This is a genomic window from Lentzea nigeriaca (assembly GCF_016907955.1).
Classification (GTDB): domain Bacteria; phylum Actinomycetota; class Actinomycetes; order Mycobacteriales; family Pseudonocardiaceae; genus Lentzea; species Lentzea nigeriaca.
This window is the reverse complement of sequence record NZ_JAFBCX010000016.1, coordinates 71,183-85,049: the sequence shown is the minus strand read 5'-3', so window position 1 is coordinate 85,049 and position 13,867 is coordinate 71,183. Positions and strand designations below refer to the sequence as shown.

Annotated in this window: 11 protein-coding genes; 8 read left to right on the top strand and 3 right to left on the bottom strand. The window is 69.0% G+C overall.

The features are described 5' to 3' along the window. Position 1: 1 nt before the first annotated feature. On the bottom strand, positions 2–964 hold the full coding sequence (locus tag JOD27_RS36425; RefSeq protein WP_307830538.1) for a helix-turn-helix domain-containing protein: 963 nt from the start codon (positions 962–964) through the stop codon (positions 2–4). A gap of 143 nt (positions 965–1,107) precedes the next feature. On the opposite strand from JOD27_RS36425, the gene JOD27_RS36420 reads away from it, so the two are divergent. The 3 genes from JOD27_RS36420 to JOD27_RS36410 are packed head-to-tail and all read left to right on the top strand — an operon-like array spanning position 1,108 to position 6,305. Further along, the gene (locus JOD27_RS36420) at positions 1,108–2,532 is read left to right on the top strand and encodes a glycoside hydrolase family 28 protein (RefSeq protein WP_204766966.1); all 1,425 of its coding nucleotides are present in this window, start codon (positions 1,108–1,110) and stop codon (positions 2,530–2,532) included. A 39-nt stretch (positions 2,533–2,571) separates the two neighbouring features. After that, entirely contained in the window at positions 2,572–3,930 is a 1,359-nt protein-coding gene (locus JOD27_RS36415) for a glycoside hydrolase family 28 protein (protein WP_204766884.1), read from the top strand. Continuing rightward, positions 3,927–6,305 (top strand): TIM-barrel domain-containing protein, encoded by a 2,379-nt coding sequence (locus tag JOD27_RS36410; RefSeq protein ID WP_204766883.1) that lies wholly within the window; start codon positions 3,927–3,929, stop codon positions 6,303–6,305. Before JOD27_RS36415 ends, JOD27_RS36410 begins: the two co-directional genes overlap by 4 nt. On the opposite strand, the gene JOD27_RS36405 is transcribed toward JOD27_RS36410, so the two are convergent. Continuing rightward, the gene (locus tag JOD27_RS36405) at positions 6,298–6,765 is read right to left on the bottom strand and encodes a MarR family winged helix-turn-helix transcriptional regulator (RefSeq protein WP_204766882.1); all 468 of its coding nucleotides are present in this window, start codon (positions 6,763–6,765) and stop codon (positions 6,298–6,300) included. The genes JOD27_RS36410 and JOD27_RS36405 overlap by 8 nt on opposite strands. 109 nt (positions 6,766–6,874) lie before the next feature. On the opposite strand from JOD27_RS36405, the gene JOD27_RS36400 reads away from it, so the two are divergent. Further along, positions 6,875–8,056, top strand: coding sequence for an FAD-dependent monooxygenase (locus JOD27_RS36400; protein ID WP_204766881.1), 1,182 nt, complete (start codon positions 6,875–6,877; stop codon positions 8,054–8,056). 47 nt (positions 8,057–8,103) lie between these two features. Further along, on the top strand, positions 8,104–8,907 hold the full coding sequence (locus tag JOD27_RS36395; RefSeq protein WP_204766880.1) for a dioxygenase family protein: 804 nt from the start codon (positions 8,104–8,106) through the stop codon (positions 8,905–8,907). Here the strand turns inward: JOD27_RS36395 and JOD27_RS36390 are convergent. Further along, positions 8,881–10,143 carry a helix-turn-helix domain-containing protein gene (locus JOD27_RS36390; protein WP_307830537.1) on the bottom strand — a complete coding sequence of 421 codons (1,263 nt, stop codon included), beginning with the start codon at positions 10,141–10,143 and terminating at the stop codon, positions 8,881–8,883. The two genes, JOD27_RS36395 and JOD27_RS36390, sit on opposite strands and share 27 nt — an antisense overlap. 81 nt (positions 10,144–10,224) lie before the next feature. Between JOD27_RS36390 and gabT the strand changes: the two genes are divergently transcribed. Genes gabT through JOD27_RS36375 form a run of 3 tightly spaced genes read left to right on the top strand, consistent with a single transcriptional unit; the run spans position 10,225 to position 13,835 of the window. Beyond that, positions 10,225–11,508 carry a 4-aminobutyrate--2-oxoglutarate transaminase gene (gabT, locus tag JOD27_RS36385; protein ID WP_204766878.1) on the top strand — a complete coding sequence of 428 codons (1,284 nt, stop codon included), beginning with the start codon at positions 10,225–10,227 and terminating at the stop codon, positions 11,506–11,508. Beyond that, positions 11,505–12,815, top strand: coding sequence for an aldehyde dehydrogenase family protein (locus tag JOD27_RS36380; protein WP_204766877.1), 1,311 nt, complete (start codon positions 11,505–11,507; stop codon positions 12,813–12,815). Before gabT ends, JOD27_RS36380 begins: the two co-directional genes overlap by 4 nt. 57 nt (positions 12,816–12,872) lie before the next feature. Beyond that, positions 12,873–13,835 (top strand): LacI family DNA-binding transcriptional regulator, encoded by a 963-nt coding sequence (locus JOD27_RS36375; protein ID WP_204766876.1) that lies wholly within the window; start codon positions 12,873–12,875, stop codon positions 13,833–13,835. Positions 13,836–13,867: the final 32 nt, after the last annotated feature.

Genomic DNA, 13,867 nt, shown 5'->3' with positions numbered 1-13,867 from the left:
CCTAACGCGGAGGTAGCAGGGAACTCGCGCCTCGAGCCGCAGCGCGCAGACCCGCCTGGAAACGGGTCTGCGCGCCCAGCTCCGTCATCAACCGGTGCAGGCGCCGCTGGAACGTCCGATAGCTCAGCCCGAGCTGTTTCGCGATGCTGCGATCCGGCAGCCCGGTCGCGAGCAGCGCCAGCAGCCGCGCGTCCGCGATCGAGATCTCGTTGCTGGTCGGCTGGCCGGGCAACGACAGCGGCACCGCCCCCTCCCACAGCCGCGCGAACAGGGCTCCGAGCGAGTCCAGCAACGCCGACCGGTGCACGATCACCGCGCTCTCCAGCGTCGTCTCCGTGCTGTGCAACGGGATCAGCCCCAGGTGCCCGTCGGCGAGGATCATCTTCGTGGGCGCCTCTGCGACGACCCGCGCCTCCTCCCCCAGCGACAACCCCATTTCCAAGTCGGCGCGCAGGTCGTGCATCTCCAGGGCCTGGCGCTCGTAGATGCCGCGGAACCGCACACCCCGGTTCAGCAGCTCCTCCTCGACGGGGTGCAACGACGTGGGCGCCTTGGCGTACGGCGGTTTGTCGACGAAGCAGACCTCGCGCCGGGCGGTGCGCATCACCTGGTCGACGCGGCGTGAGATCGCCTCCGCCCCGTGCACCACCTCGACGAGGTCGGCGGGAGCGCGCACACCGGCCGCGCGTTCGTACCGCACCTGCAGCTCCCCGGCCAGCAACCGGTCGCGCCGCAGATCGTCCTCCCGCCGCAGGAAGTACGTCGCCAGCGCGACATCCGGCGCCACCGCCGTCTGCAGCCCGTTGACCTGGTGGACGAACCCGAGCTCGGTCAACGACCTCAGCGCGGCACGCACCGTCCGTTCAGCCAGTTCTGTCGCAAGACAAAGCTCCGTCACACCGAGTTGGTACGAGTCCACGAGCGTCTCGTAGACCGTGAGTTCCGCCGGCCGCAATCCGAGCACGCAAGCCAGTATGCCGACTTCGGGCAGCCGTTGACGCGGGGCCGGAACGAGGTGTAGACATCGGTTGAAAAGGTTTACACAACCTTCTCATCCGCCGCCGCCGCTGGCAGTTGTACCAACGCACGCGTGCGAAAGGACGGCCGATGGAGCCCACCCGCCGCGACTTCCTCAAAGTCGCCGGTGTCACCGCTGGTGTCACGATGTTGCCGGGGTCTTTCCTGTCCACGCCGGTCGCGTCGGCGCAGGACCACACGGCGATCCCGATGGCCGAGTCGCCGTGGGACCAGGTGCCGGCGATCCTCGCCAAGATCGTCCCGCCCACGTTCCCCAGCGCCAGGTTCGACATCACGGCCTACGGCGCGGTCGGCGACGGCAAGACCAAGAGCACCGAGGCGTTCCGGAAGGCCATCGAGGCCTGCAACAAGGCGGGTGGCGGCCACGTCGTCGTGCCGAAGGGCAGCTTCCTGACCGGCGCGATCACGTTGCTGAGCAACGTGAACCTCGTCGTCTCGGAAGGCGCCACCATCAAGTTCTCCACCGATCCCAAGGACTACCCGCTGGTCTTCACGCGGTGGCAGGGCATCGAGTGCATGAACTTCTCGTCGTTCATCTACGCCCGCAAGGCCGAGAACATCGCGATCACCGGCCCCGGCCTGATCGACGGCCAGGGCCCGTCCGGCCCGTGGTTCGACTACGACGGCAAACGGCAGCCCGACTGGGAGCAGCTGCAGAAGTGGGCGGTGGACAACAAGCCGGTGACGGAGCGGAAGTTCGGCATGGGCCACTACCTCAAGCCGAACATGATCACGCTCTACGAGTGCAGGAACGTCCTCGTCGAGGGCGTGCGGCTGCGGAACTCGGCGATGTGGAACGTGCACCCGGTGCTGTGCGACAACGTGACGATCCGCGACATCTTCGTCTACAGCCGCGGCGGCATGGTCGACGGCTGCGATCCCGAGGCCTCGCAGTACGTCCATATCACCGGCTGCCGGTTCGACTGCGGTGACGACGGCATCGCCATCAAGGCGGGCCGCGACGTCGACGGCCGCCGGGTCGGTGTGGCGAGCGAGAACATCGTCATCGAGAACTGCTCGTTCGAGGGCCGCTGGGGTGCGTTGACGGTCGGCAGCGAGATGTCCGGTGGCGTGCGGAACGTGTTCTTCCAGGACTGCACGGTCAAGAAGGGCTCGTCCTACAAACCGTTCCACGTGCTGTACATCAAGACGAACAAGCGGCGCGGCGGCACCGTGGAGAACATCCACGCCCGGCGGATCAAGGCGTCCGACGTCGACCGCGAGGCGATCATGGTGACGCTGAACTACAGCCTCACCGGCCCCGGCTACGGCCCGATCGTGAACCCGAGGGTGCAGAACATCACCGCCGACGGCTTCACCGTCAACGGGGTCAAGAAGACGGCGGTCACGCTCGACGGCCTGGCCGAGTCGCACATCCGGAACGTGGCCATCTCCAACAGCGCCTTCACCGACGTGACGACCGCCAAGCCCAGCGTCAAGAACGCGGACGGCACCACGTTCACGAACGTCACCATCAACGGCAAGAAGGCCTGAGGGAATCCCGTGTCCTTGTCACGTCGTGATTTCGCGCGCGTGTCCGGCCTGACGGCCGCTGGTCTCCTGCTCCCCGCAGGCGTGGCGGCCGCCGATCCCGCTCATGCCCGGGACCCGTGGCGGGAGGTGCCGCTGATCCTGGCACGCATCTGCACGCCACGTTTCCGCAGGAAGGACCACGACGTCACCGCGTACGGCGCGAAGGGTGACGGCCTCACCAAGAACACCGAGGCGTTCTATCGCGCGATCACGGCGTGCCATCAGGCCGGTGGGGGACGTGTCGTCGTTCCCGCGGGCACGTTCCTCACCGGCGGCATCAGGCTGCTGTCCAATGTGGAGCTCCACGTCAGCGAGGGCGCCACGATCAGGTTCTCCACCGATCCCGGCGACTACCTGCCGCTCGTGCTGACCCGCTGGGAGGGCACGCTCTGCTACAACTACCAGCCGTTCATCTACGCGTTCGAGCAGAAGAACATCGCCATCACCGGTCGCGGCACGATCGACGGTGACGCGACCAACGGCCCGTGGCCCGAGTGGCGGGCCGGCGCCACCCCGTTGCTGCGGCAGATGGGCGAGGACGGTGTGCCCGTCGAAGAGCGGATCATGGGCGTAGGCAGGAACCTGCGCCCGAACATGATCCAGTTCTTCCGCTGCCGGAACCTCCTCGTCGAGGACGTGCTGATCCGCAACCCGGCGATGTGGTCGCTGCACTTCGTGTTCTCGCAGAACATCACCGTGCGCAGGGTCGAGATCTACTCGACGAACTCGCAGGGCGACGGCGTCGACCTCGACTCGTCGTCGTACGCGCACGTGCACGACTCCAGGTTCAACACCAACGACGACTGCGTCGTGGTGAAGTCAGGACGGGATGCCGACGGACGGCGGGTCGGCATCCCGTCCACCCACATCGTGGTGGAGCGCTGCAAGTTCTCCGGCCGGTGGGGCGGGATCACGATCGGCAGCGAGATGTCCGGCGGTGTCTCGAAGGTGTTCTGCCGCGACTGCGAGATCAACGCCCCCGACTTCCCCGGCCGCTACCCGGTGAAGCACGCGCTCTACATCAAGACCAACTCCGACCGCGGCGGTGTGATCGACGGCGTGCACCTGCGCAACGTGTACGGGCAGAACGTCGAACGCGAGATCCTCTTCGTGTCGATGTACTACCAGAACGGTGGCACCAAAGGCTTCTTCCCGAGGATCGACAACGTGACCGTCGACAGGATGCGGATCAACGGCGGGCGGGTCGCGGCGGCGTTCCGCGGCTTCCCGCAGTCGCACATCAGGAACGTGCTGATCTCGAACTCGGCGTTCACCTCGATCACCGAACCGAACCTGATCGAGAACACCGACAACCTCCAGTTCCGCAGCACCACGATCAACGGGGTGGTTCCGGCATGAGATTGCTGCTGGCGTTGTTGCTGATCACCGCCGGGCTCTCCGCGGGTTCGCCGGTCGCGGTGGCGGGTCGGGGCCTGTCGTGGAAGGCGGTGAACTCCCCGTTCGCGCTGGACTTCCAGGACGGCAGGCGGACGTTGACCGGGCAGCGCGAGACGTTCTACCGGCTCGCGGACGGCACGCAGCACTCGTTGACGAAGGTCGTTGCGCAGAAACGCGTTCCCGGCGGCGTCCGGTACGTCGTGGCGACCACGGAGGCGTCCAGGACCGCTTCCGTGGTCGTCACCCGGACCGATCGCGGCCTGCGGGTCGGCTGGACGCTGGAGCCCTCCACCGGGGTCGCGCAGGTGTCGGCGAACCTCACCGGGTCGCTGGAGGAGCACTTCCTCGGCGGTGGCGCGCACACGATGTTCGTCGACCTGCAACGGAAGGTGTTGCTGAACAAGGCCGTGTTCGTCGGCGCCTCGAACTTCGGCAAGTGCAACAAGAACGGCGCGCCTTCGACGTTCTTCATCTCCAGCGCGGGCTACGGCGTCTACGCGGACACCAAGGCGATCGGGCGGACGGCGTTCCCCGGCGCCCTTGCCGACGACCACTGCGCGGACAAACCCGCGCCGTGCCCGGTGACGTTCGGTGTGCCGGACCGGATCCAGTTGTGCTTCAAGACTTCCCGCCTCGACTACGAGGTCTACGCGGGCTCACCGGCGCGCGTCAACTCGGCGTACTTCCAGCGCGTCGGCACGCCCACGCTTCCGCCCGCGCGGCAGTTCGCGCTGACGAAGTGGCGGGACAAGTACAACCACTCCGACGAGGTCGTCGAGGACGTGACGCAGTTCCAGGCGCGCGGGGTTCCCCTGAACACGCTGTGGGTCGACAACCCGTGGGAGCAGGGCCCGGTCGGCGCGCGGCCGACCTACGCGTGCATCGGCGCGTTGAAGTTCGACCAGACGATGTACCCGGACGCCCAGGGCACGATCAACTGGATGCACGACCGCGGCGTGAACATGGGCGTGTGGGTGGCGCCGTTCCTGAACAAGACCTCTGACGGCAAGGAATGCCCGCACGACTACCCGGCCGGTTCGTTCGCGCAGTCGGACCGCACGAACGTGTGGGACATCGACCTCACGAACCCGGTGGCGCGCGCCCACTACGAGGCGAAGCTCGAAGCCGTGTTCCGGATGGGCGTGAACTTCGTCAAGGGCGACCGGGGCGAGGAGCACAACTTCGAGGAGACGACGTTCGCCGGCGGGCCCGGCACGCTGATCCACAACCAGTACCCGTTGCTGTACGCCGAATCCGTGGTGAAGACGCTGCGGAAGGTGCACGGCGACAACTACACGACGTTGTTCCGCGCGGGTGGCGACGGCATGCCCACGCTCCTGCACGGGTTCTGGCAGGCCGACGCGGACATGAGTTTCGACGGGCTGCGGCTCACGACCCGGCGGGGCATCAACTCGTGGATCTCCGGACACCCGGTGCACGGCTCGGACATCGGTGGCTACCGCAACCTCGGCGGCGGACCGTCGGAGTCGTTGTTCGTGCGGTGGGCGCAGCAGTCCTCGGTGACACCGGTGTTCCAGGTCGGCAGCTCCGGCCGCAACTCGACGCCGTGGGTGTACGACGCGACGACGTTCGACCGGTTCAAGCGGGCCGCGGTGCTGCACTACGAGCTGTTCCCGTACCTGTACGCACAGGCGGTTCGCGCCTCGGAGGACGGCACGCCGATCACCCAGGCGATGGCCTTCCGGTATCCGCACGAGGAGGCCGCGTGGAAGGCCGACCAGCAGTTCATGGTCGGGCCGGACCTGCTCGCGGCTCCCGTGACGGCGGACAGGGCCGAGGCCGACGGTGCGGCGGGAAAGCCGACGCCGGTCGACGTGTGGCTGCCTCGCGGCGAGTGGATCGACCTGTTCTCCGGTGCACTGGTGACCGGCGGGCGGACGATCACGCGGGAGTCCACTTTGGACGAGTTCCCGCTCTACCTGCGGGCGTCCGCCGCGATGCCGTTCAACTTCCGCACGCCGGACATCTGGTCGAAGCCGTGGGACGTGAACGACCTGGACCGCAAGGACCGCGCGGGCTGGCTGGTCTCGCCGTCGGCCGACGGCCGGTTCGGCAACCTCCAGGCCGAGTCGTTCGGCAAGCACCTCCTCGTCCGGCTCACCGGCGCGCCACAGGAGTCGCAGCTGATGGTGCCGGCCGGCGTGCGGCGCGTGGTGATCGACGGGAAGCCGCTGCCCGCGTCGACCGTCGAGGAGCTGCGCGGCAAGGCGACGGGCTGGGCGTCCCTCTCCTCGGCGCCCGGCACGTTCGGCGGCACGGTGCTGAAGCTCCAGCCCCGACACGGTTCCAGCACCGTGCTGCTCTCGCTCAGCTGAGGTCCGCGACGCGCGCCTGGAGGTCTTCCACGAACCGCACGAGCAGCCGGCCGAACGTCCGCTGGTCCTCCTCGGACCAGTCGGCGACCGCGCCGGTGAACCAGCCGAGGATCGCCTCCAGGTAGCGCCCGGCCGCCGCGGCGCCCCGGTCCGTCAGCTCGATCAGGCGTGCGCGCTGGTCGTTCGGATCGGTGACGCGCCGGACCAGGTCGGCGCGCTCCAGGTCGTGCAGGTGCCTTGTGACGTGCGGACCGACGACCTGCATCCGCGTGGCGATCTCCCCCACGCGCAGCGGCTGGTCGGCCATGCGCAACGTCATGAGCACTGTCATCCCCGGACGGTCGAGCGGGATGCCGACGTGCTCCATCGCCCGGTCGACCAGCTGGCTGCGGTTGAGCACGGTGCTCAGCTGCATGAGGTGCGGCAGCACCGCCGCGGGATCCAGGCCGGTCTCAGCCATTTCACACCTTACTTACCTAACTTAGGTATATGCTCGCGTCAGTCACCGGGAACCGCAGGGGTCACTGCGGCCCGAAAAAGGGTACCTGAGTTAGTTATCTGGAGGGACCATGAGCACAGTCCTGATCTCCGGTGCCAGCATCGCCGGCCCCGCCCTCGCCTTCTGGCTGCGGCGTCGCGGCTTCGACGTCACCGTCGTGGAGAGGGCGCAGACCCTGCGGGGTGGTGGTTACCCGATCGACATCCGCGGCACGGCACTCGGCGTCGTCGAGCGCATGGGCTTACTCCCCCGGCTGCGGGAGTCCCATGTGGACACTCACCGGATCACGTTTCTCAACGCGGACGGCAGTCAGGCCGCGTCGCTGCGCCCGGAGTCGGTCTCCGGTGGCGACGGCAGCGACCTGGAAGTCCGCCGCGGCGACCTCGCCGAGATCCTCTTCGACACCGTGCGAGACGACGTGGAGTTCCTCTTCGAGGACTCCATCGTCACGATGAACGACCACCCCGGCGGCGTGGACGTGACGTTCCGCAGTGGTCGTCAACGCACCTTTGACCACGTCGTCGGCGCAGACGGGCTGCATTCGGTGGTGCGCGGTTTGACCTTCGGCCAGGAGGAGCAGTTCCACCGCTACCTCGGCTACTGCTTCGCGGGCTTCACGCTGCCCAACCACCTCGGTCTCAAGCACGAGGCCGTGATCTGGAACGAGCCCGGCCGCGCCGCCGCGCTGTACGCGGTCGGCGACAGCGACACCGTGCACGGCTTCCTGCCCTTCATCCGCGCGGAGGCCCCGTTCGGCGCGTTCCACGACCCGCAGGCCCAGCGCGACCTCGTGGCGTCGGCCTTCGCGGGCGACGGCTGGGAGGTGCCCACGATGGTCGAGGCGATGCGCGCGGCCGACGACCTCTTCTTCGACACGGTCAGCCAGATCCGGCTGCCACGCTGGTCCTCCGGCCGGGTCGCCCTGGTCGGTGACGCCGCGTACGCCCCGTCGTTCCTCACCGGGCAGGGGTCGAGCCTCGCGCTGGTCGGTGCCTACGTGCTGGCCGGCCACCTGGCCGCGGCGGCGGATCACACCACGGCGTTCGAGGCGTACGAGCGGGAGATCCGGCCGTTCATCGAGGCGAACCAGGGTCTGGTCGCCGAGGGCGACGCTGCGCTGTTCCCCGCCACCGCGGAGGCGTTGGCCGCACGCAACGCCGCTCTGCGCGAACGTGCGACGCTGCCCGCGGAGGCCGGTCGTCCCGAGCACTCGGCGCTGGCTTTGCCGGAGTTCGGCTCGCTATCCGCGTGACAGCATCTCCACAGGCGGCTCACAGGAACCGGCCGCAGTCTTGCCCCATGACGGACAACCACGACCGCGGCCTCCAGTTCGACCTCGCCACGCTCATCGGGCGCCGGCGGGCGTTGTCGCTGCTCGGCGGCGCAGGCCTCACCCTCGTGGCCTGCGCCCCGTCGACGATCACCTCGAACTCGACCGGCACCACCAGCTCGACGGCGACGACCGCGGACGGCAGCCCGCTGGAGCCGATTCCCGAGGAGACCGCCGGACCGTTCCCCGGCGACGGTTCGAACGGCCCCAACGCGCTCACCCAGAGCGGCATCGTGCGTTCGGACATCCGTTCCAGCTTCGGCTCTTCGACCCGCACGGCCGAGGGCGTGCCGCTGACCATCGAGCTGGCGGTGCGGAAGGAGGACGGCAAGCCGTACGCGGGCGCCGCCATCTACCTGTGGCACTGCGACATCAACGGCGACTACTCGATGTACTCCGACCGCGTGCGGAACGAGAACTTCCTGCGCGGCGTCCAGGAGGCGGACTCGGCGGGCAAGCTGAAGTTCGTCAGCGTCTTCCCCGGCGCGTACTCGGGACGCTGGCCGCACATCCACTTCGAGGTCTACCCGAGCCTCGCCGAGGCCACCACGGCGGGCAACAAGATCACGACCTCGCAGCTCGCGTTGCCGGAGACCACGTGCAAGGAGATCTACGGCACGACCGGGTACACGCAGAGCGTCCGGAACATGGCGCGGACTTCGTTGAAGCAGGACATGGTGTTCCGCGACGGCACGGATCACCAGATGGCGACGATGTCGGGCGACGTCGGGTCCGGCTACACCGCCTCACTGACCTTCGCTGTGGAGGGCTAACCACAGTTCCGCGCGCAGGCCGGGCGAGTCCATCGAACGGCCGAGGGCCTGCTCGGCTTTGCGCACACGGTTTCTGAGGGTGTGCCGGTGCACGCCCAGCTCCGTCGCCGCCGGATCCCACGCGCCGTGGTGGGCCAGCCAGACGCGCAGGGTTTCGCGGGTTTCCGCGTCCAACGGCCTCAGCAACGCGTCGGCGAAACCGTCCGGGAGCGTCAGGTGCCCGGCGAGGTCCTCGAACGCACGGATGCCCGCCTGCCGCGCCTGCCGTGCTTCGCGGTACCCCCGCGCGACCTCGGTCTGGTCCACTTCGGACGATGCGAAGCCGTCGAACTCCTTGGCGAGCACCACGATGTCGCCGTCGTGCTCCGCCCAGAACACGTCGTCGTCCGGTGGTTCGGAGGTGAGGAACACCCGGAACCGGTCGGGCAGGCCGTCGACCGCGAGCCCGGCCAGCAGCATCCGGAACTGGCCCGCGCGCAGCTCTTTCCTCGCGGCGTCAACGGAGTCGTTCTGCGCGAGCGCGAGGACGAGCAACGACGCCGCCGTGTTGACGATGCCCGGATCCGGTTTGGCCGTGCCGACCGCGAGAACGCCGCGGGCACGGCTGCCGAGGACCTGGAGGAACACGTGCACGCCGTCGAGCTCGAACGCGGCACTGGCCAGGCCGCCCGCGATCTTCAGGTGCGCGAGCTCCGCCGTCAGATCGGGGACGAGGCGCGGGTTGTGGGCGTGCACCGGCTGGCCGGCCGCGTCGAGGAGCACGGCCCAGCCGTCGATCCACTGACCGAGCCTGCGCACCACTCCCCCGACTCCCGCGCGGACGGCGGCTCTCGTGAGGGCTCGCTGGGCCTCGCTGGTGCGGGTGAGGGCGGCGTACTCGTCGGCGGCGACGGCCTTCGACACCGCCTTGCTGATGGCGATGAACGGCACCTCGCGCGGCACCTCGACGAGCCCGAGCCCGGCGGCTTCCGCGGCGGCGACCAGGGCAGGCGGCACGACGTCGTGCCCGAGGCCGGTGCCGAAGCCGAGCCCGACCACACCGGCGTGCACCAGGCGTTCGACGTAGTCGTCGCCCAGCGGCCCCAGGCCCGTGGTGAGTAGCAGCTCGCCGCCCTCCAGGAACGGCGTGGGGTCGGCGAGCTCCGTGCCGTGCACCCAGCCCACCGGTCTCGACACGTCTCCCGCGAGCACCGGGAGCCGCAACGCCTTCGCCAGTTCCTGCAGCGTGATGGGCACGTGCCACTTTGTACAGCGTGAGGTCACCTGATCGCCATTTTCGACACTGCGCACCGCGTTGACCAGCGTCATGCTGAGCACATGACCCGACTGCGTACCGCGATCCCCGGTCCCACATCACTGGAACTCCAGGCGCGGCGCAAGGACGCCGTCGCCGCCGGTGTCGGCTCGACACTGCCCGTGTACATCGAGTCGGCAGACGACGGCCTGCTGATCGACGTCGACGGCAACCAGCTCATCGACCTCGGCTCCGGCATCGCCGTCACGAACGTCGGCAACCCCGCTCCCGCCGTGGCCGAGGCCGTGCACGCGCAGATCGACAGGTTCAGCCACACCTGCTTCATGATCACGCCCTACGAGGGCTACCTCGAGGTGTGCGAGGAGCTGAACGCGCTCACCCCCGGCGACCACGAGAAGCGGTCGGTGCTGTTCAACTCCGGCGCGGAGGCCGTCGAGAACGCGGTCAAGATCGCCAGGCACGTCACCGGCAGGCAGGCCGTCGTGGTGTTCGACCACGGCTACCACGGCCGCACGAACCTCACGATGGCGTTGACCGCCAAGAACATGCCGTACAAGCACAGGTTCGGGCCGTTCGCGCCCGAGGTGTACCGGGTGCCGGCGTCCTACCCGCTGCACGACGGCCTGACGGGCGCCGAGGCGGCTCGCAGGGCGATCGCGGCCATCGAGAAGCAGGTCGGCGCGGACAACACCGCCGCCGTCGTGATCGAGCCGATCCAGGGCGAGGGCGGGTTCATCGCGCCCGCTCCCGGCTTCCTGCCCGCGGTCGCCGAGTGGTGCCGCGAGCGCGGCGTGCTGTTCGTGGCCGACGAGATCCAGACGGGCTTCTGCCGCACCGGTTCGTGGTTCGCCTCCGACCACGAGGGCGTGGTGCCGGACCTGATCACCACCGCCAAGGGCATCGCGGGCGGTCTGCCGCTCGCCGCCGTGACGGGCCGCGCCGAGATCATGGACGCCGTACACGTCGGCGGGCTCGGCGGCACCTACGGCGGCAACCCGATCGCGTGCGCCGCGGCACTCGGCGCCATTCGCACGATGCGTGAGCGCGACCTCAACGCTGCCGCACGCCACATCGAGGAGACGGTTCTCGGCAGGTTGCGTGCCGTCGCCGAGAAGGCCGACACCATCGCGGAGATCCGCGGCCGTGGTGCGATGATCGCCATCGAGTTCACCGAACGCACGCCCGAAGTCGCCGCCCGCGTCGCGAAGGCGTGCCACGACCAGGGTGTCGTCGTGCTGACGTGCGGCACCTACGGCAACGTGATCCGTCTGCTGCCCCCGCTGGTCATCCCGGACGACCTGCTCGCCGAAGGCCTCGACGTGCTCGAAGGAGCTCTGCTCGCATGATCCCGTTCAACACCCCGGAAGACGTCGAGAACGCCGTCGCCAAGGCTCAGGCCGTCGCCGCTGAGTTCGCCGCCCTGCCCGCGCACCGCCGTGCCGCCGCGCTGAACCACGTGTCGCGGCGCCTGGCCGAGCGCGCCGAGGAGTTCGCGCAGGCCATCAACGACGACTCGGGCAAGCCGCTGAAGTGGGCGCGCCTCGAGGTGACCCGCGCGATCTCCACGTTCCGCTGGGCGGCGGAGGAAGCCCGCCGGTTCTCCGGCGAGCTGCAGCGCCTCGACACCGACCCGGCCGCGGAGGGCCGCCTCGCGCTGGTACGCCGGGTGCCGCGCGGACCGGTGCTGGGCATCGCGCCGTTCAACTTCCCGCTGAACCTGGTGGCGCACAAGGTCGCTCCCGCCCTCGCGGTCGGCGCGCCGATCGTGCTGAAGCCCGCACCCGCGACGCCCAAGGCCGCGTTCCTGCTCGGCGAACTGCTCGCCGAGACCGATCTGCCAGACGGCGCCTGGTCGGTGCTGCACCTGTCCAATGAGGACACTGCCGCCCTGGTCGATGACCCGCGTCTGCCGGTCGTGTCGTTCACCGGCTCCGGCCCGGTCGGCTGGGGTATCAAGGAACGCGTGCCGCGCAAGCACGTCACGCTGGAACTGGGCGGCAACGCGGCCGCGATCGTCGCCCCCGACTGGCAGGACATCGAGTTCGCCGCGCAGCGTATCGCCACGTTCGCGATGTACCAGGCCGGTCAGTCGTGCATCTCGGTGCAGCGCGTCTACGTGCACACCGACGTCTACGACGCGGTGTCCGAAGCCGTTGTGCAGCACGTGAACAAGCTCGACGTGACCACCGACGTCGGCCCTCTGATCAGCGACGCCGCGGCGGAACGCGTTGAGGCGTGGGTGAACGAGGCCTCGGCGACCGTGCTGACCGGCGGCACCCGTGACGGCAGGGTCTACGCGCCGACCGTGCTTACGGACGTGCCGGAGGACGCGAAGGTGAGCGCGGAGGAGGTGTTCGGCCCGGTCGTGCTGCTGGCACGCGTCGACTCCGTGGAGGAGGCGTTCGACCGCGTCAACTCCTCCCGCTACGGCCTGCAGGCGGGTCTGTTCACGACCGACGTCCGCCTCGCTTTCCGTGCCGCGCAACGGCTCCAGGTCGGCGGCGTGATCGTCGGCGACGTGCCGAGCTACCGCGCCGACCAGATGCCCTACGGTGGCGTGAAGGAGTCCGGTATCGGCCGCGAGGGCCTGCGCGCGGCGATGGACGACCTGACGGAGCCCCGCGTGCTCGTCCTGACGGGCCTGGAGCTCTGAGGCGACCATACATCGGATGAATGGGTTGACAGTGACCTTGACTGCCATGATGCACGCGTGGCCGTCACCATCAGGGATGTCGCTCGCCAGGCTCAGGTGTCCGTCTCGACGGTCTCGCGCGCGCTGAGCGCGCCGGGCCTCGTCAAGGAAACCACCCGCCAACGGGTCCTGGACGTCGTGGCCGGACTCGGCTACCAGCCGAACCGCGCCGCGAGAAGCCTGATCACGGGCCGCACCGGCAACCTCGGCATCGTGGTGCCCGACCTCGAGAACCCCTTCTACCCCGCCGTGCTGCGCGGCGTGCAGACGAGGGCGGGCGAGGCGGGCACCTCGGTGTTCTTCTGCGACAGCCGCGAAGACCCGCAGACCGAGGCCGAACTGGTCCGCACGATGGCACCCCAGGTCGACGGCGTGGTGCTGTGCTCACCCCTGTCGTCCGAGGAGACGATCTCCGAACTCGCCGGCCTGACCCCGCTGGTGCTCATCAACCGCACCGCGCCGGACGTCTCGTCGGTGCTGATGGACAGCGCCTCCGGCATCGACCAGCTCATCACCCACCTGGAGTCGTTGGGCCACAAGGAGTACGTCTACCTGGGCGGCCCCACCGCGTCGTGGTCGCACAACCGCAGGCTCCAGGGCCTGCGCGACCGGGCCCCGGTCCTCGGCCCGTTCGAACCGAACTTCGCCGGCGGCCTCGCAGCAGCCGAACAGGCCCTCAACACCACCGCCACAGCGTTCATCGCCTACAACGACCTGATGGCCCTGGGCATCCTCAGCTATCTGGCCGAACAGGACGTCAAGGTGCCCCACCAGATCAGCGTGACGGGCTTCGACGACATCCTCTACGCGGCAATGTGCTCCCCGGCCCTCACCACGGTCGCCATGCCGACGGAGGAAGCGGGCAAGGTGGCCGTGGACCTCCTGGCCGAACGCCTCGACGGCGCCCCACCGGAACGCCGCGAACTCCCGACAAAGCTCGTGATCCGCGCAAGCACCCGGAAACATCCGATGTCCGCTTGACGTGGTCCAAACCAAAGGGAATGCTCGTCCTC

Coding starts and splice junctions, on each gene's coding strand:
- JOD27_RS36395 (WP_204766880.1), top strand. CDS start 8,104: ATGACGGACAACCACGACCGCGGCCTCCAGTTCGACCTCGCCACGCTC.
- JOD27_RS36405 (WP_204766882.1), bottom strand. CDS start 6,765: ATGGCTGAGACCGGCCTGGATCCCGCGGCGGTGCTGCCGCACCTCATG.
- gabT (WP_204766878.1), top strand. CDS start 10,225: ATGACCCGACTGCGTACCGCGATCCCCGGTCCCACATCACTGGAACTC.
- JOD27_RS36410 (WP_204766883.1), top strand. CDS start 3,927: ATGAGATTGCTGCTGGCGTTGTTGCTGATCACCGCCGGGCTCTCCGCG.
- JOD27_RS36380 (WP_204766877.1), top strand. CDS start 11,505: ATGATCCCGTTCAACACCCCGGAAGACGTCGAGAACGCCGTCGCCAAG.
- JOD27_RS36400 (WP_204766881.1), top strand. CDS start 6,875: ATGAGCACAGTCCTGATCTCCGGTGCCAGCATCGCCGGCCCCGCCCTC.
- JOD27_RS36420 (WP_204766966.1), top strand. CDS start 1,108: ATGGAGCCCACCCGCCGCGACTTCCTCAAAGTCGCCGGTGTCACCGCT.